This is a genomic window from Paenibacillus sp. BR2-3 (genome assembly GCF_046529485.1).
Taxonomy (GTDB): domain Bacteria; phylum Bacillota; class Bacilli; order Paenibacillales; family Paenibacillaceae; genus Paenibacillus_AQ.
In genome coordinates, this window is sequence record NZ_CP126311.1 from 2,750,620 (window position 1) to 2,768,367 (window position 17,748).

A 17,748-nucleotide genomic window follows, 5' to 3' on the forward strand; every position below is an offset into this window, starting at 1 on the left:
ATCTATATCTATCTGTGTTGTTGTTAATATTATAAACGAATATAGGATTCAAGGAACATTTGCAATTCCGAAGCACCGTCCGGACGAATGCTGAACCGTTCATTTTGTTCTTCCCGCAAATGTATGCGCAGCAGACCGGCTACCCGCAGCATCATCAGATGGTGCATCAGCATTTCACCGGACTGATTCAGCTCCGATTGCATTTCCCAGAGTGATTTCGGCTCATGGGCTACATAACGCAGCAATTTGAGACGGTTGGGGTCCGACAGTGCTTTGGTCATCCGCAGCAGCTCGGTTGGCGGCTCATCCTCATTGTCTACCGGGACTTCTACAGGATACTGGATCAGCATCAGCGTTTTATAGAAGCAGTAGGTATTGATCGGCCGGTTATGTACTGTCGGCAGCAGCACAATGGTTTGCAGCTCCGGAATGTCCTCAATGACAACACCGCCCGACGCATATTCAATCAAAGCGACAGGGTCCATTTTGCTCTGAAGCATTTTTTTCTCTGAAGCATCTTCAATTAACAGCGGCAGAATCTGATTCTCAACATGACGGAAATATTGTTCATGCCACAGCCGCAGGAGCGGGCCATAATTGTTCTTGATCCGGGAGCATTCCTCCAGGGTGAAATCATGGAAAAAAGGAACCAGCCGCAGATACCACTCTTCTATAGAAGCTGACTCCAGCTCATCCAGGAACTGAAGCACACTGGCTGCAGGTCCGCCGCTGTATGCACAGGCATAAAGCACATCGTAATCGTTGAAGGGCCATTCTGCCGCCTGAAGGAGTAAGGCAACCTTCTGAGGGGGAATGCGGCTGTCCACATCACGGATCCAATCCGGACCGATATCGAGATTAGAGATCCATTTCCTTGTAACATATAACATAAAACTGTCAATGAGTTCGTACACCGGTGAGACATCGATTTTCAATTCGTATTCCATGAAGCATACATTCCTCCCAGGAAATCCGTCACTTCTATATATTATCTCTTGTTTTGAAGGAGCTTGTCCACTATAATGTTGGGGGTTTGCCATTCGGCGTCAGGTATAATATTGCATTGTTAACATAGGGGGATTTCATTCGTGTCAGACCATTCTTCTTCCGCTCGCGGGAACAGCAAACTGCATTATCTCATTCTCATATCCGTAATTATATCTGCCGGACTCAGTCAGGGACTGCTGCTGCCGGTATTGTCCATTCTTCTCGAGCAGAAAGGGATCTCGTCCTCTCTCAATGGTTTGAACGCTGCTTCCTTGTATATCGGCTCCTTCGCGATGACACTTGTTGCGGAACGCGCACTAGGTGCCTTAGGTTTCAAAAAGCTAATTACTGCAGGAATAAGCCTTGTTCTGGTATGTCTGTTATTGTTCCCGGTGCTGCCCGGCATTAAAGCCTGGTTTATCCTGCGCCTGCTGGTAGGTGTCGGAGATTCGGCCATCAACTATGCCGCACAGCTGTGGGTTCTGCTGATGACGCCTCCGCAGCATCGCGGACGCAACCTTTCCTTGTACGGCATGTCCTATGGCCTCGGGTTCTGTCTGGGCCCTGTTGGAATCAGTCTGCTGCGCTTCGGGCAGTCGACACCCTTTATAGCTCTCGCCTTTCTATTCCTATTAGTTCTACTGCTGACTGCAACAAAATTGCCCCATTCCCGTCCGGATAAAGTGGATAGCGGGGAGGGACAAGCCCGGCGCTTCGGACGCAGTTACAGTCTTGCTTGGTATGCCTTAATTCCGGCACTCTTATACGGGTATATGGAAGCAACCTTGAACAGTAATTTTCCTGTCTATGGTCTGCGCATCGGATTCAGTGAAGACCAGATTGCGGCACTGCTGCCTTTTGCGGGCATTGGCGGATTGCTTCTGCAGCTTCCGCTTGGATTATGGAGCGACCGGCTCGGGCGTAAAAAAATTCTGATGCTGACCGCAGCAGGCGGCGGACTGGCTTTCCTGCTTCTTCCGCTGGCTAATGACAGATTCCTGGTTACACTTGTGCTGCTTGTGTTCGCTGGAGGATTTGTCGGTTCTTTCTTCTCATTGGGGCTGGCTTATGCGGCAGATATTTTACCGCGCAATCTGCTTCCGGCCGCTAACGTAGTATCTTCTTTTCATTTTAGTGCAGGCAGCATTATCGGTCCGGGCCTTGGCGGTTTGCTGCTGGAATATGGCTGGGGCGGCGGAGTATTCGGACTCATGGGTTTCCTGTACATTATGTTCGGTCTGATCGGGTTATTATTCTCGCCACGCCTGAAGATATAAGGTAAGATAAGAACGAGTGATCGCATGGAATTTGATTACATTTTCAAATACACTATAGAGTAGAGTTGAGAACAGGGGAGACTGAGTCATGATCAAGGTTGAACATTTGGCTAAAGCCGTTGGAGAAGATAAAATACCCGTATTGCGCGATATCCGTTTTCAATTAGAAGCAGGTGAGCTTGTAGCTCTTATAGGGGGGAGCGGCAGTGGAAAATCAACATTGCTTCGTTGTCTGGCACTGCGGGAGAAATGGGATGGCGGTACTTTTAAGGTAGACGGCGTTGATGTTCTGGGAAAAGGTTTTATGGGCCAAAGAAGGATACGCCGTGAATGGGCGTATTTGGAACAGAATGCGGAATTGAATCCCAATCGGACCGCACTCAAAAATGTACTGATCGGCCAGTCCGCCCAGACGCCCCTGTGGCGCATGGTTACCGGAATGGTTCGTTCCGATGATTATATGGGAGCTATGGATGAGCTTGATGCGCTGGGCCTGCTGGACAAAGCCAAGCTGAAGACAAGTCAGCTCAGCGGCGGCGAGCGCCAGCGTGTGGCCATTGCCCGTGCGCTGATTCATGGTGCAAAGGTTATACTGGCGGATGAACCGGTGACCGGCCTTGATCCCAAAACAGCCGAGAATGTAATGGAAACCCTGCGGAAGCTGTGCAAGGATACGGGATTGACGATTGTGACGGTGCTGCCTTTGGAACTGGCCGAACGTTATGCCACGCGCCTATGGGTGCTGGAGGACGGAATCATCAAGCAAGATGTGAAGGGCCGCCGGCTGACTTCCCAGGAACGGGTTAATCTTTGAATTTTGAACCAAGGAAAAGAGTGATGAAATTGAATCTACGAGGTCTGCGGCATCTCCTGGGATGGGCAGCAGTGGTATCCGTATTATCAGGCTGCACTTCTTTCATCAGTGATCCTGTTTCCCGGATGACTTACCCGAAGCTGTCTGAAGACCAGGCAACACTGATCGCCGCAATCAACACCTTAAAGCCTGCGGGGTCTCTGCTGATCCGACCGATTAATGATGATGACAGCTCGATTTTTACCGAAGACTTGAATGATGACGGCGTGCGGGAAACGATTGTTTTCTATGAGACTCCTGGGGAGGCTGTGCAAATTCACGGGATGATTCTTGAGAATCAGGGAAGCTCCTGGGTTAAGAAGCTGGTGTTCGATGGAGAAGGAACCGTTCTTGAATCGGTTGATCTGAAGGATGTCACGAATGATGGCAAGGTGGACATTGTAGCTGGATTCTCCAGGGGAGATGAGGGGCTCCAGAAGGGGCTTGTCGTCTACAGCTATTCCGGCTCCTCACTGGGCGAAGTGCTGCAGCTGTCCTACACAAAATATGTTATCGGTGATTTGAACGGGGACGGCACCCAGGACATTACTGCTGTTTCGCTGAAGCGTAATGAAATCGCCACGATTACGACTTATCAATATGAGGACGGTTTTCAACAGCTGGATAAGCTGGATACGCTCGATCCTTATATTAATAATTATTACAATATTGTCGCAGGAAAAGTGGCGGAAGACAAAGAAGGTATCGTACTGGATGCTGCAGTAAATTCCCAATCGGCTACGAGCTATATCGTCGTTATGGAGAATAATAAGCTTCGTCTGGTCGTGGGCGGAAATGACCGTACCTTCAGAGACCGGCGCATACTCAGCGAAGACATCGATGATGATGGCATTATTGAGATCGGAATTTTGGAGGCTCCCAAGGGCTGGGAATATTTCGATCCGAATACGATCCCGTATTTCACTTCCTATTACAAGTGGGATGGAACTACAGGGCTGAGTTTTGCCAAGCAGCAGTACCGCGACCCGTCAGACCGCTTCTTTATCGACTTCCCTCCCGAGTGGTATGGTAAGGTCACCGTGGATACTAAATCCATTCAGGAGAAATATCTGGAATTTATAATGTCCGATACCGGTGAGACGGTTGCAGAGGTGTCCTTCTTCTCATTGACGGAATGGGATCGGGTGAAGGATGAAGGCTGGGAACTGTGGGGACGGACCACGGATAAGATTATCGGTTACAGAGGGAAGCTTGAACAGACCATTACAGGGGAAAAAATAGATAAGAATGCACCCCCCATGGAGAGGAAGGGTAAAGATGAGTAAAGTACTGATTCTTGAGGATGAAGAATCTATCCGCAGCTTTATTGTGATTAATCTGAAACGCAACGGTTTCGAGGTGCTTGAAGCTGCCGACGGAAATGAAGCACTGCACAAGCTTACCACTGTACCTGATATTGATATCGCGCTGCTAGACGTTATGGTTCCCGGAATCGACGGATTTGAGGTATGCAGACGTGTACGGGAGACTAATGAGCGGCTCGGTATTATTTTTCTGACCGCCAAAGTGCAGGAGCAGGATAAGGTCTACGCCCTTTCCGTAGGTGCAGATGATCACATCAGTAAACCGTTCAGTCCTACAGAGCTTATTGCGCGTATTCAATCGCTGCTGCGGCGGGTCAATGTTCATCGGGAGCAATCCGCGAAAGTCTCTTTCCATTCTGGACCCTACACCCTGGACCTGATCGCCAAGCAGTTCAAGCGGAATGGTGATGCGATTGAACTTACGCCGACTGAATTTTCATTAATCCAATTTTTCCTGGAAAAAGAAAATACCCCGCTCAGCCGGGATTTGCTGCTTGACCACGTCTGGGGCAAGGAGTATATGGGTGATCCCAAAATCGTTGATGTAAACATTCGTCGCTTGCGGCAAAAGATCGAGAGTAATCCGTCGGACCCTGAATTTTTACAAACGGTATGGGGGCACGGTTACAAGTGGAAGGGTCAAGGACAATGATTAAGAAGGGGATGCGCAGACAAATTGTCCTGCACTACATTCTTGTGGTCTTTCTGGCGCTTCTCCTCGTGGAAGTTATATTTCTGCTGGCTATCCGGACGTATTATTATGACAGCATATTTACAACGATTACTACACATATCAGTACGGCTGAACTCTTCTTCCAGAGATACCAGCTTTCTGGCGAGAACGTTTCGCTCAAGGAACTGCTCGACAGCTTTACGCTGAGCAATACCGAATTGGAAGTGCTGACGCTGAACGGTGACATGATCACCAGTTCCACCGGTTTCCAGCCGGACAGGACGATTACAACTAGTGATGTGCCCGAAGCGGCAGGAGGCAGTATCGGCCGCTGGGTAGGCAGGCAGCCGGGAACCAATGAAAGTGTTATGGCGGTTTCAAAAGTGCTGCAAATTCACGGCCGGGACGCTTATGTGCTGAGATATCTTACTTCAGTGGAGGGGATTAACGCTGATTTGCTAAATCTCTCCCTGCTCTCAGTGGGTATTGGCGTAGCTGTTCTTGCTATCGTTGTGATTTTCAGTTTTGGATTGGCGAATTCGATCGTAAAGCCGTTAAACAACATTACCGCCGTTTCCGCTCAGATGGCCAAGGGCAGATTCAATACCCGAATTAAGGGGAATTACAAATACGAGATCGGGGATTTGGCCTCGACACTCAACTATATGGCACAAGAAATTGTACGCAGTAATCAGATCAAGGATGATTTCATTTCATCGATTTCCCATGAGCTCCGAACGCCGCTCACCAGTATCAAAGGCTGGAGCGAAACGCTGATCTCCGGCGGCTACGATCCGGAAGAAACAAAGCTTGGCATGGGGATCATTTCCAAGGAAAGCGACCGGTTGATCGGTTTAGTGGAAGAGATTCTCGATTTCGCCAAGCTGCAGCAGAACGAAATGAAGCTGTCGATGGGGACCGTTAACTTAATGGTCTTGCTTCAGGAGACCATACTAAATGTCTGGGCCAAGGCCGAGAAGAAAAGGATACATCTTCGATTGGAATGTGAAGATAACATCTTCGTCCTGGGCGATGCCAACCGGTTAAAGCAGGTGTTTCTGAATCTGGTCGACAACGCCGTAAAGTTCTCTCATGAGGATTCGATCATCGGGCTTTCAGCCGGACGTTTATCCGGGAGTGAAGCTGTTATCACCGTCCGGGATACGGGAATCGGCATTAGTGAAGAGCATTTGTCGAGAGTAAGGGACCGCTTTTTTCAAGTGGATGCCCTAAATGGGGGTACAGGTCTGGGTCTGGCGATTACACAGCAGCTCGTTGAGCTTCATAATGGCAGAATTCAATTGAACAGTGAGATCGGCAAAGGAACGGAGGTCACAGTCATCCTTCCGCTGACGGAAAACTTGCTGGGTACGAATTGAAAAGGAGGCGGTGAAATGAAGGCCGGTACTACTGATAATAACCATCCCTCTCAGAGCATGATAACTATTGTACGAGGCGATCATACCCGCGCCGGAGAGATTCTAACACTGCTGCAGCAGGCGGCAGGATGGATGGAGCGCAACGGGATCAAGCAATGGACACCCGGGCAATTCAATGAAGAGGATATAGCCAATTATTTCGTGGATAGAGAGGTTTACCTCGCATTGCAGGATAACGAGCTTGCCGGGATGTTCACGCTGCAGTTCAGCGATCCTGTGTACTGGGGCTACAGGAATGATGAGTCATACGCTTACTTGCATCGGTTGTCCGTTGCGGAATCCTACCGGGGAATCGGTCTGGGCAGCCATATGCTCCAATACGCCGCCGACTTGGCCAAAGAAAAGGGCTGCAAGGGTCTAAGATTTGATACTGTGGCCCATAACGTGAAGCTTAACGGTTATTATCAAAGCCTCGGTTTTCATTATATGGGAACCAATGATATGGGCGGAGGGCGACTGGTGAACCTCTATGAGAAGTTTGAGGATACCGGTAATGAGGATGAGATTATACTCCGGTATTTCCGTGAGGATGATTTCGGTTACTTAAAAAGCTGGAGCGTCTCACCGGAGTTTTTGAAGCAGTGGGCCGGTCCGTCGCTAACCTTCCCTCTTGAGGATCAGGAATTGAGAAAGTATATGGAGGATTCCAATCATCCGGTGCATTCAAAGCTGTTAATCTATAGCGCTGTACATAAAGCGTCCGGTCAGGTCGTGGGTCATATCAGCCTTGCGGCTATAGACCGGGACAACCGTTCTGCCAGAGTAGGAAGGGTTGTCCTGGACCCTGTGTACCGCGGGCGTGGTATCGGGAAGAGAATGATGAATGAAATGCTGCGCATCGCCTTTGAAGGGCTGGAATTGCACCGGGTATCTCTTGGAGCGTTTGACTTCAACACCTCTGCTTTGAATTCGTATGAAGCGGCCGGATTTCGCCGTGAGGGCATCCAGCGTGAAGCGGCATGGTTCAGTGATCGCTATGTAGACTGCATAGAAATGAGCATTTTGGATAGAGAGTGGAGAGAAATACACCGTAACTAACATCAATTATTTGCAATTCCTATATCTACAAATAAAAGGGGCTGCTGCACCGGTCTGAAACAACCGGCGCGGCAGCCCCTTTATAGATCAGGGAATACCCTTAAGAAGGAAGTCCTTCCGCACGTAAACGTCCTGTTTTCTCATAAACATCCTGCAGCAGGCGGGAAGGCTGTGTCCGGATTACAGGTTTGGCTGCGACAATCTCATGAGGACCTACAACAACGATATTGTCACTGCTGCCCTTGATCATGGCTCCGTCCTTGATTACAGCGTCTTCACCGATAATGGCGTTCTCAATATGGACACCGCGTCCTATCTTAGCACCCGGCATAATGACGCTTTGCTTGATGATCGACAGTTTGCCGATGTCGACCCCACCGAAGACTACGGATTGATGCAGACTGCCTTCGGAGGTGCAATATTCATTGACCAGAGAGCCGGTTGCCAGGCTCTGAACCTTCGCCTTGTGAACGGCCAGCTTTGGACGCCGGGCGCGGCTGTACATCGGCCAGCGTGCGTTGTCCAGCTGCCATCCGCTCTCGGCTTGCAGCAAGTCCATATGAGCCTCCCACAAGCTGCTTACAGTGCCTACATCCCGCCAGTAGCCCTTAAAGCGGTAAGCATACAAAGCATCGTTTCCTTGAAGCATGCAGGGGATAACATCCTTGCCGAAATCATGGCTGGACTCTGGATTGGCTGCATCCTGAAGTAAATGTTCCTTCAGGTAATCCCAGCGGAACAGGTAAATTCCCATGGAGGCCAAATTGCTCTCCGGCTTATTGGGTTTCTCGGCAAAGTCCGAGATTTTTAGTTCGTCGTTAACGTTCATCACTCCGAAGCGGCTGGCTTCCTCCCAGGGAACCTCCATAACGGAGATGGTTGCTTCCGCATTTTTGCTAACATGATAATCCAGCATTTTGCGGTAATCCATATGATAAATATGATCTCCTGACAAGATTAGCACGTGTTCCGGATTACGGCTGTCAATGAATTCAATATTTTTATAAATGGCATCGGCAGTTCCTGAATAGTTATCTCTACCTTCAATACCGGCAGGAAGCAGTGTTACTCCTTTATGATCATTACCTTGAAGACCCCAAGGCTCACCTGCTCCGATATGACTGTGTAACGATTCTGCTTCGTACTGCGTCAGTACGCCTACAGTGTCAATCTTTGAATTGACACAATTACTGAGGGGGAAATCAATGATTCTGTACTGACCACCGAATGGGACGGCAGGTTTAGCCATATTGGAAGTCAAGGGAGCCAATCTGCGGCCTTCCCCCCCCGCCAAAAGCATGGCGATGCAATCTTGTTTACTCATTTTGTGTTGTCCCTCCCAATTTTTCGTCAATGACTGTTATTTAACCTTACTCTGTGTTGTTGAAACATAACACCCAGCACGTAGCTGTTGTTGCCACTCTCCTTTGTGCCTTCAAGGACAAGGTTTTCTTCGCGGCAAATGAGTAATCCTCCCTCCCGACAAAACTAGAAGAAAACCCCCATGAATCAACAGAGGATCTGCCGAAAATCTACAAGATAATTGAATTACTTTGCTGTGAATCCCGATCCCTCCGCCCGCTTGAACAGCTTCAACCAGTCGTCATAAATGTCCTAACCAACCTTTAGATCATTTTCCTTCCGTGATAGACAACTAGTCTCTGATGATCTGTTCCTCAGCTAATGACCTATGTGAAATATATTGCTTTGCATCAAGAAAAATTACATGAATAAATTTCTTAATCGGTAAAATAATTCTTTTCACATCAAATCATTTTCAAATGGCATTGTTTGGGGTAATGTTATAGGTGCATCCTATATAAAAAGGCGGTGTTGAATTGGCAGAACGACCTAATACAGGAAACGAACCTTCCCCTGATGATATTTTCTTATTTCATGAGGGCACACATCATCGAAGCTATAACCTGCTGGGTGCGCACATAGCCGTGGAAGAAGGCGTATCCGGTGTGCGTTTTACCGTGTGGGCTCCTCAGGCGACTTATGTAGGACTAGCTGCCGATCATAATGGCTGGGACGGAAGTCATGAAGAAGATGCATTATATAAGATACCCGAATCAGGATTTTGGAGTCGTTTTTTTCCGGGTATAGCTCCGGGAACATTTTACAAATACAGAATTGTTGCAGCAGATGGTTCCAGCTTTCTAAAAGCCGATCCCTATGCGTTTAAGTCAGAGCTTCGTCCGGCTACGGCTTCGGTTGTGGCAGATCTAAGCGGATACCGCTGGGGTGACGGAGCTTGGCGCCGCAAGAATAAATCTCCGTATAACAAACCCCTTAATATTTACGAAATGCATTTTGGCACCTGGCGTCAAAAAGAAGACGGAGAGTTTTATACGTATCAGGAAATGAGCGGATTGCTGATTCCTTATTTGCAGGAGATGGGCTATACTCATGTGGAGTTTATGCCCCTTGCGGAGCATCCTTATGATTTATCCTGGGGGTATCAGGGAACAGGGTATTTCGCTGCGACCAGCCGTTACGGTGAACCGCAGGAGCTGATGTATCTGATTGACAGCTGCCATCAGGCCGGCATAGGTGTCATTCTGGATTGGGTTCCGGCTCATTTTGCCAAGGATGCCCACGGTCTCCGGATGTTCGACGGGTCACCGCTTTATGAATACAGTGATCCAATGCTGGCCGAGAAGCCGGGTTGGGGAACTCTCTCTTTTGATTTCAGCAAGCCGGAGGTCGTTTCTTTCCTGATTTCCAATGCATTATTCTGGTTCGATATGTTCCATATTGATGGCATGCGTGTAGATGCGGTAACAAGCATGCTGCGGCTGGACTTCGAGAAGCAGCATCATCAATACCGGCACAATGTGAACGGGGGACTCGAGAATCTGGAAGCGATCAGGTTTCTGCAGAATCTGAACAAGACGATCTTTGACTATTACCCGCAGGCCTTGATGATGGCTGAAGAATCCAGTGCCTGGCCCGGTGTAACATCTCCTGCCCATGAGGGAGGACTTGGTTTCAACTACAAATGGAACATGGGCTGGATGAACGACACTCTCGGTTACATAGAACATGATTTCGGAGCCAGGCCTTATCATCACAATTTGTTAACATTCCCTATTTGCTACGCCTATTCAGAGAATTATACGCTTCCATTGTCCCATGATGAGGTGGTTCACGGCAAAAAATCATTGCTGAGCAAGATGCCGGGCTCTTACGAGCAAAAGTTTGCCGGTCTTCGTCTGCTGCTTGGCTATCAAATCACTCATCCAGGCAAAAAACTGCTCTTTATGGGCGGTGAATTCGGTCAATTTATCGAATGGAAAGACCAGGAGGGGTTGGACTGGTTGCTGCTGGATTATGAAAGCCACCGCCAAATGTTAACTTTTACGGCAGCCCTTAACAAGCTGTATCTATCGGAAAAAGCATTATGGGAGCTTGATCATGATATGAGCGGATATCAGTGGATCAACGCGGATGACAGCGGGCAAAGTGTTGTTTCGTATATCCGTAGGGGCAAAAAGCCCGGCGATACCCTGATCATCATTATTAATTTCCAGCCGGTTGAACGCCTGCTGTACCGTATTGGTGTTCCAAGTGCGGGAACGTATGAAGAAATTTTCAACTCGGAGTATACCTTCTTCGGTGGATCAGGGACAAGTAATGCCCCACGGAAGAGCGAAAAGCTGGAGTGGCATAACCAACTGCACAGTATGGAGCTGACATTGCCCCCGTTAAGCTTTTTGGTGTTAAAAAAAGCGGGACGTAAAAGAAAAAGCGAAGAAGTTGCCAAAATCTAATGGAAAATCCTTACCAAGGGGGAAAAAAAGATGAAGGTTTTATTCGCCGCAGCTGAAGCCCATCCTTTTATCAAAACGGGAGGACTAGCTGATGTTATTGGAGCATTGCCCAAAGCACTTAAAAGTGCTGGAGTTGACGTAAGGGTGATTCTGCCTAAATATCGAGGGATTCCCGAGAAATTCTCTTCGAAGATGGAACATGTAACCGTTGTACACGTACCGGTAGGCTGGCGCAGCCAATATTGCGGGATAGAGCAGATTATTTATGACGGGATTCCGGTTTATTTTATCGACAATGAGTACTATTTCGGCCGGGATGGGGTATACGGTTACATGGATGACGGGGAGCGGTTTGCGTTCTTCAACCGGGCGGTGCTGGAGTGTCTGCCTGCGATAGATTTCCAGCCGGATGTCCTGCATTGCCATGACTGGCATGCGGCTGTTATTCCTATGCTGCTGCAGGGCCATTACCGGACTAATCCGTTCTACAGTGAGATGCGCACCGTATTCACCATTCACAATTTACTTTACCAGGGTGTGTTTCCGTATGAGGTGCTGGAAGGTCTTCTGGGGCTGGATAGCAGCTATTTTAACGGAGTGGAGTATTACGGTAACATCAATTTTATGAAGGGCGGCATCGTTTACAGCGATCAAGTCACTACCGTGAGTCCAACCTATTCGCAGGAAATCCGTACACCCTACTATGGATACGGTCTGGACGGCTTGCTGAATTCACGTTCAGACAGTCTGAGCGGAATTGTAAACGGCATTGACACCAAGAGCTATAATCCGGCGAGTGATCCCCATATTTTCAGCCGCTACCGTTCTAACCTGCTGAAGAAGACAGAGAACAAGCTGGGGCTGCAGAAGGAGCTTGGCCTTCCAATTGCACCGCATATCCCGATGGTAGCGATGGTTACGCGACTGGTGGACTCCAAGGGTCTTGACCTCGTTACACGTATTCTGGATGAATTGCTGTATTATGACGATATTCAATTTGTGCTGCTTGGAACAGGGGACGAAATTTACGAGCGCTGGTTCCGGGAAGCGGCGTGGCGTTATCCGACAAAGTTATCCTCGCAAATTTTGTTCAACGATGCTTTGTCGCGCAAAATGTACGCTGCCAGCGATCTGTTCCTGATGCCTTCCATGTTTGAGCCCTGCGGTATAAGCCAACTGCTCGCGCTGCGCTACGGAAGCATTCCTGTGGTCAGGGAGACAGGAGGGCTGAACGATACTGTACAAGCCTATAACGAGATAACAGGCGAGGGCAACGGCTTTACCTTCACCGATTATAACGCCCATGACATGATGTATACACTCCGGCGGGCCGTCTCTTTCTACAATAAGCCGGATCATTGGAAACGGGTCACCAAGAACGCTTTTGCCGGTGATTACAGCTGGAATGTATCTGCGAAGGAATATATTGATATTTACAAAGAGATTACGGGATATATAAGTTAAACTAAAGATTTTGATCTATGCCATGGGGTGTTTACCCGTAACTACGGGGAATGTTTGGACTTCCGGCCGCTGCCCATCCCCAGATGTTTTGGATTAGACCGCTTCCAGCGGTAAACATCCGGGGACAAAGGCGGTCGCTATCGCTCCTACAGTTCCAAACTTCCCCTTCGCTACTCTCACCTTTCTATAGTTAATAATAATAAAGGACTCTCCCAAGGCCGCTGATCTTGGGGAGTCCTTTTTTTCAATCTATCTAATCTGAACTTATTGCTTTAGAAACGATTCCCGCTGAAAGCAGTGGAGAGGACGGAACGATTGCGGAAAATCGATAGCGGTCGCCCAAAAGCTTTCCGAAGGAAAGCTCTCTTCGAAAGCATATGCAGTCTCCGGATTTTTACCCCTTAGGTAAATTAAGAATATCTGGAGACAACAGCGATTGTAGCAACGGTCCGTTCGCGGAGCGTCCGCCAGAACACCTATTTAAGCAAGTTCACGGTACAATATCCGGTACCCATAGGGATCAAGCGGTATATTCATTATGCCGTTCTGAGGGACAACCGGGTCTCCGGTCAGCGAATCCTGCCAATCATCCGTTTCCATGGGATGGCTTAATGTTCGGGGGTCCGGCGTATTGTTCATCCAGATCGTGAAGTGGATCACCTCATCGGCCCGCTCATAGACAATGCACGAATCGGTTTCACAGGCCTGCAGTATACGGAATCGTCCTTCCCGAAGCGCTTTGTTCTCTTTGCGCAGAGCGATCATCGTCCGGTAGAAATCGTACAGCTCCCGGTCCTGCTTCTCTTCCTCCCACTCCATACATTTGCGGCAGTCGGGATCTTCATTTCCGGTAAGACCTATCTCATCACCGTAGTAAATACAAGGAGTACCCATGAAAGTGAACAGAAACACGACTGCGAGCTTCAACCGTCGTTTGTCCTCGCCCACACAGGTGAGAAGGCGCGGGGTATCATGGCTGCCCAGTAAATTAAAGACGACCTCGTTTGTCTGCTGCGGATATCTCATAAGCAGAGCGCCAATCCGATGACCGAACGCAACTCCATTCATCCCTCCGTTGAAGAACTCCAGCACCGTACCGGAGAACGGGTAGTTCATAACGGAATCAAACTGGTCTCCCAGCAGCCAGTTCAGCGAGTCACTCCACACCTCGCCGACAATATAAGCTTCCGGATTGGCGTTTTTCACCACTTTACGGAAATCGCGCCAGAAATGGTGGTCTACCTCATTCGCTACGTCCAGCCGCCAGCCGTCCACTTTAATTTCCTTGATCCAGTATTCCGCAACCTCCAGCAAATAAGACTTCACCTCCGGATTAGCGGTGTTGAACTTGGGCATATTGCCAAAAAAGCCGAAGGTGTCATAGGTGGGAATACCGTCGACAATCTCAGCCGGAAAGGAGTTCACATGGAACCAGTCCCTGTATACGGAGTACTCCCCCTTCTCCAAAACATCCTGAAAAGGCGGGAACCTGTCGCTGCAATGATTGAATACTGCGTCCAGCATGACTCGAATTCCTCTTTTATGGCATTGTTCCACTAGATGTTTCAGCAGCTGATTGTCACCAAAGTGCGGATCGACCTTTTTATAATCTACGATGTCGTATTTGTGATTGGAGAAAGAGAGGAAGATCGGAGTGAAATATATAGCGTTGATGCCAAGCTCCAGCAGATCATCCAGGTGATCAAGCACGCCTTGCAGGTCTCCCCCAAAGAAGTTATCCAGCTTCGGAATTCCGCCCCAGGGCTCGGTTCCTTCAGGATCGATGGCCGGGTTACCTTTTGCAAACCGTTCGGGCATAATTTGATAAAATACAGCTTCCTTAGCCCATTCCGGCACCTTGAACACATCAATTTCGTGTATATATGGGAACTCAAAGTAGTGAATAGGGGGGAGCGGACATTCATAACGGGTCCCGTTATCCAGTAAATATATATTTTCCGGGCCCGTGCTTATGCGGAAGGTGTAGCACAAACGTTTGTACTTAGGACGTACGGCGCCCTCCCAATAATCGAACATGTCATCCGAAGCGGCTTTTTCCATCATGATCTCATAATACGTATGCTCCCAGTCATATTTGTCACCCGTCAGGGCCACCACGCAATCCACATCATCCCGTTTGGTGCGAACACGCAGATGTATAGTTTCTGTATCGTAAGCATAGGCCCATTTATCACGGGGCACATGGTACAAAGCCTCCAAAAGCATGATAGCACCTCCTATATCAATGTACGGAGCATGGAACAGCCTGAAATCTGCGCATTTAGCTTATTAATTACCCCGTATAACAACTCAATGAACCACAACCGTTTTACGGTGTGTGCGCGTATATTCCTATAGGCTGCTGATCAGCAGAAGAAGTAATTCTTCCACTTCCTATTTTATCCTTTATAGATATGCTGCCATTCATATTTGGGTAATTTTTTCTTCAAAAATTGTTACAAAAATATCTTTGCATATTCATGCGAAGTGATTTATAATAAATCGGTCAATGAGGTAAATATAGAGTAACAAGAGAACAGGGGAGATATAGAAATGAACAAATGGGGTAAAATATCATTAGGAATGCTGCTTGCGGTAGGCTTGCTTACCGGCTGTGGCCAAAATAAGAACGAGAACAATTCTGCAGCAGCAGGCAATACCGACACAAGTGCAGCAGCAAAGACGCTTACATTGGGTACCAGTGCAGATTTCCCTCCTTATGAATTCCATAAGGTTGTTGACGGCAAGGATACAATCGTGGGTTTTGACATCGATATCGCCAAGGATATCGCTGCTGATATGGGCGCGGAGCTTGTAATTAAGGACCTGCCGTTTGACTCATTGCTGAATGAGTTGTCCAGCGGAAGAATCGATATCGTTATTTCCGGACTCAGCCCGACAGAAGAACGCAGAAAATCGGTTGATCTTTCGGATGTCTACTACAAAGCTGAGCAAGCCGTTGTAGTCCGTGAAGCCGACAAAGACAAATTCGCAACCATGGATGCCCTTAAAGGCGCCAAAATCGGGATTCAAACCGGATCTATTCAAGAGGATATTGCTAAAGGTATTGAGGGAGCACAGCTGACCTCACTGGGTAAAATCTCTGAAATCGTGCTTCAGCTGCAATCAAACCGTGTGGATGCTTCCATCATGGAAGGACCGGTAGCGAAATCTTTTGTTAAGAATGTGCCAGGCCTTGTAATCACCGACGCTAAACCTGTGGTGGAAGATGACGGTTACGTGATCGGCATTAAGAAGGGGAATGCGGAGCTGCTTGAGCAAGTGAACAAGACACTTACCCGTCTGAACTCCGAAGGCAAGATTGAAGCGTACGTTGCTGCGGCGAGCGAGCTGGCTGAAAGCAAATAAATGGCCTGAGTGGCCGGAAACAAGAGATGAACCTGCAGATTACTGCAGAGTGCTTTACCCTTCAGAAAATAGCGGTAACCCGCTGTTTTCTATTTTTTTGGAGATAGGAGGTTAGGTTTGATATGGAACTATTAAATATGGCTTATGAATACCGGAACTTTTTCCTAACCGGAATGCAGTATACACTGCTATTGGCAGTTATCGGTGTCTTTTGCGGCTTCGTACTGGGAATAGCGGTGGCGCTGCTGAGAATGTCGCGCTTATGGCCGCTTCGTTTTATTGCTACGGCTTGGGTGGAGTTCCTGCGCGGCACACCTATGCTGGTGCAGCTGTTTCTGATTCATTACGGTTTGCCCGAATTCGGGTTGGAGTTCTCACCGATTCAGTCAGGTGCAATTACGCTTACGATCAATAGTTCAGCCTATTTGGCCGAGATTTTTCGGGCAGGCATTCAGGGAGTGGATCGGGGTCAGGTGGAAGCATCCCGTTCGCTGGGGATGAAACAGGGCATGACCATGCGTTATATCGTACTGCCGCAGGCGCTCAAAAGTGTGCTGCCGGCGATCGGAAATGAATTTATTACGATTATCAAGGAATCATCCATAGTATCCATGATTGGGGTAGCTGATCTGCTGTTCCAAGCCAGAACCATAACCACAATTACTTATGAGGGTTTGACTCCGCTAGTTGTAATAGCATTAATGTATTTTGTTCTGACGTTTATATTATCCAAGCTGCTTGGCAGACTGGAAAGGAGGCTGAATACCGATGATCGAGGTTAAAAACCTGCAAAAGCACTTCGGCAAGCTGGAAATATTAAAGGGCATCGATTTGGAAGTCAAGAAAGGCGAGGTTGTTGTTGTCATCGGACCCAGCGGTTCGGGTAAAAGCACCTTTTTGCGCTGTCTTAATCTGCTGGAGCAGCCTACAGGCGGTGAAATCGCCTTTGAAGGCCAGTCTATTACTTCGAAGAAGCACGACATCAATGTCACCCGTGAGAAGATGGGCATGGTGTTTCAGCAGTTCAACCTGTTCCCCCACAAAACCGTACTGCAGAATATTACCCTGGCTCCTGTAAAGGTGAAAAAACTGCGGGATAGTGAAGCGGAGAAAATCGCCATGGAGCTGCTGAGAACAGTGGGCCTTGAGGATAAAAAAGACGCATATCCCTCCCAGCTGTCCGGCGGACAGAAGCAGCGGATCGCCATTGCCCGCGCACTTGCCATGCAGCCGCATGTTATGCTGTTCGATGAACCTACATCAGCTCTTGACCCGGAAATGGTCGGTGAAGTGCTGGAGGTTATGAAGAAGCTGGCGGAAGACGGAATGACGATGATTATCGTCACCCATGAAATGGGCTTTGCGCGCGAAGTTGGCGACCGGATTCTGTTCATGGACGGCGGTGTTATCGTAGAGCAAGGTACACCTGCGGAAGTATTCGGCAACCCTAAGCATATACGGACACAGGACTTCTTGAGTAAAGTTCTGTAATCATAAATGAAACGGCCCCGGTGAAAATTCCCGGAGGCCGTTTCATTTATGCAGAT

14 protein-coding genes are annotated in these 17,748 nt (G+C 48.4%); 11 read left to right on the forward strand and 3 right to left on the reverse strand.

The annotated features are described in order from the left end of the window. Window positions 1-29: 29 nt before the first annotated feature. Window positions 30-947, reverse strand: coding sequence for an ArsR/SmtB family transcription factor (locus tag PaeBR_RS13145; RefSeq protein WP_410511039.1), 918 nt, complete (start codon window positions 945-947; stop codon window positions 30-32). 141 nt (window positions 948-1,088) lie between these two features. Between PaeBR_RS13145 and PaeBR_RS13150 the strand changes: the two genes are divergently transcribed. The 6 genes from PaeBR_RS13150 (at window position 1,089) to PaeBR_RS13175 (ending at window position 7,592) form a co-directional block, all read left to right on the forward strand. Then, window positions 1,089-2,264: an MFS transporter gene (locus PaeBR_RS13150; protein WP_410511040.1), complete on the forward strand. Its 1,176-nt coding sequence runs from the start codon at window positions 1,089-1,091 to the stop codon at window positions 2,262-2,264. A gap of 88 nt (window positions 2,265-2,352) precedes the next feature. Beyond that, a complete protein-coding gene (locus PaeBR_RS13155) occupies window positions 2,353-3,078 on the forward strand; it encodes a phosphonate ABC transporter ATP-binding protein (protein WP_410511041.1) in 726 nt (241 codons plus the stop codon). Then, complete coding sequence (locus tag PaeBR_RS13160; RefSeq protein WP_410511042.1) at window positions 3,075-4,403, forward strand: hypothetical protein; 1,329 nt, start codon at window positions 3,075-3,077, stop codon at window positions 4,401-4,403. Before PaeBR_RS13155 ends, PaeBR_RS13160 begins: the two co-directional genes overlap by 4 nt. Further along, window positions 4,396-5,094, forward strand: coding sequence for a response regulator transcription factor (locus PaeBR_RS13165; RefSeq protein WP_410511043.1), 699 nt, complete (start codon window positions 4,396-4,398; stop codon window positions 5,092-5,094). The genes PaeBR_RS13160 and PaeBR_RS13165 overlap by 8 nt, the downstream gene beginning before the upstream one ends. Then, a complete protein-coding gene (locus tag PaeBR_RS13170; RefSeq protein ID WP_410511044.1) occupies window positions 5,091-6,494 on the forward strand; it encodes a sensor histidine kinase in 1,404 nt (467 codons plus the stop codon). Before PaeBR_RS13165 ends, PaeBR_RS13170 begins: the two co-directional genes overlap by 4 nt. Before the next feature lie 15 nt (window positions 6,495-6,509). Next, a complete protein-coding gene (locus tag PaeBR_RS13175; RefSeq protein WP_410511045.1) occupies window positions 6,510-7,592 on the forward strand; it encodes a GNAT family N-acetyltransferase in 1,083 nt (360 codons plus the stop codon). A 100-nt stretch (window positions 7,593-7,692) separates the two neighbouring features. On the opposite strand, the gene PaeBR_RS13180 is transcribed toward PaeBR_RS13175, so the two are convergent. Further along, a complete protein-coding gene (locus PaeBR_RS13180) occupies window positions 7,693-8,916 on the reverse strand; it encodes a glucose-1-phosphate adenylyltransferase (RefSeq protein WP_410511046.1) in 1,224 nt (407 codons plus the stop codon). A 514-nt stretch (window positions 8,917-9,430) separates the two neighbouring features. On the opposite strand from PaeBR_RS13180, the gene glgB reads away from it, so the two are divergent. Further along, on the forward strand, window positions 9,431-11,368 hold the full coding sequence (gene glgB / locus PaeBR_RS13185) for a 1,4-alpha-glucan branching protein GlgB (protein ID WP_410511047.1): 1,938 nt from the start codon (window positions 9,431-9,433) through the stop codon (window positions 11,366-11,368). A gap of 30 nt (window positions 11,369-11,398) precedes the next feature. Continuing rightward, window positions 11,399-12,832, forward strand: a complete 1,434-nt coding sequence (gene glgA / locus PaeBR_RS13190) for a glycogen synthase GlgA (RefSeq protein WP_410511048.1) — start codon at window positions 11,399-11,401, stop codon at window positions 12,830-12,832. A gap of 480 nt (window positions 12,833-13,312) precedes the next feature. On the opposite strand, the gene PaeBR_RS13195 is transcribed toward glgA, so the two are convergent. After that, window positions 13,313-15,058: an alpha-glycosidase gene (locus tag PaeBR_RS13195; protein ID WP_410511049.1), complete on the reverse strand. Its 1,746-nt coding sequence runs from the start codon at window positions 15,056-15,058 to the stop codon at window positions 13,313-13,315. Between the two features lie 327 nt (window positions 15,059-15,385). Between PaeBR_RS13195 and PaeBR_RS13200 the strand changes: the two genes are divergently transcribed. The 3 genes from PaeBR_RS13200 to PaeBR_RS13210 all read left to right on the forward strand — a co-directional run bounded on the left by PaeBR_RS13200 (window position 15,386) and on the right by PaeBR_RS13210 (window position 17,692). Further along, a complete protein-coding gene (locus tag PaeBR_RS13200; protein WP_410511050.1) occupies window positions 15,386-16,201 on the forward strand; it encodes a transporter substrate-binding domain-containing protein in 816 nt (271 codons plus the stop codon). A gap of 122 nt (window positions 16,202-16,323) precedes the next feature. After that, window positions 16,324-16,983 (forward strand): amino acid ABC transporter permease, encoded by a 660-nt coding sequence (locus PaeBR_RS13205; RefSeq protein WP_410511051.1) that lies wholly within the window; start codon window positions 16,324-16,326, stop codon window positions 16,981-16,983. Next, a complete protein-coding gene (locus PaeBR_RS13210) occupies window positions 16,970-17,692 on the forward strand; it encodes an amino acid ABC transporter ATP-binding protein (protein ID WP_410511052.1) in 723 nt (240 codons plus the stop codon). The genes PaeBR_RS13205 and PaeBR_RS13210 overlap by 14 nt, the downstream gene beginning before the upstream one ends. Window positions 17,693-17,748 lie beyond the last annotated feature (56 nt).

What these genes read in the sequence shown, in the direction of transcription:
- PaeBR_RS13145 (WP_410511039.1), bottom strand. Translation starts at nt 947, where the DNA reads ATGGAATACGAATTGAAAATCGATGTCTCACCGGTGTACGAACTCATT.
- PaeBR_RS13155 (WP_410511041.1), top strand. Translation starts at nt 2,353, where the DNA reads ATGATCAAGGTTGAACATTTGGCTAAAGCCGTTGGAGAAGATAAAATA.
- PaeBR_RS13165 (WP_410511043.1), top strand. Translation starts at nt 4,396, where the DNA reads ATGAGTAAAGTACTGATTCTTGAGGATGAAGAATCTATCCGCAGCTTT.
- PaeBR_RS13170 (WP_410511044.1), top strand. Translation starts at nt 5,091, where the DNA reads ATGATTAAGAAGGGGATGCGCAGACAAATTGTCCTGCACTACATTCTT.
- PaeBR_RS13175 (WP_410511045.1), top strand. Translation starts at nt 6,510, where the DNA reads ATGAAGGCCGGTACTACTGATAATAACCATCCCTCTCAGAGCATGATA.
- PaeBR_RS13180 (WP_410511046.1), bottom strand. Translation starts at nt 8,916, where the DNA reads ATGAGTAAACAAGATTGCATCGCCATGCTTTTGGCGGGGGGGGAAGGC.
- glgA (WP_410511048.1), top strand. Translation starts at nt 11,399, where the DNA reads ATGAAGGTTTTATTCGCCGCAGCTGAAGCCCATCCTTTTATCAAAACG.
- PaeBR_RS13195 (WP_410511049.1), bottom strand. Translation starts at nt 15,058, where the DNA reads ATGCTTTTGGAGGCTTTGTACCATGTGCCCCGTGATAAATGGGCCTAT.
- PaeBR_RS13200 (WP_410511050.1), top strand. Translation starts at nt 15,386, where the DNA reads ATGAACAAATGGGGTAAAATATCATTAGGAATGCTGCTTGCGGTAGGC.
- PaeBR_RS13205 (WP_410511051.1), top strand. Translation starts at nt 16,324, where the DNA reads ATGGAACTATTAAATATGGCTTATGAATACCGGAACTTTTTCCTAACC.
- PaeBR_RS13210 (WP_410511052.1), top strand. Translation starts at nt 16,970, where the DNA reads ATGATCGAGGTTAAAAACCTGCAAAAGCACTTCGGCAAGCTGGAAATA.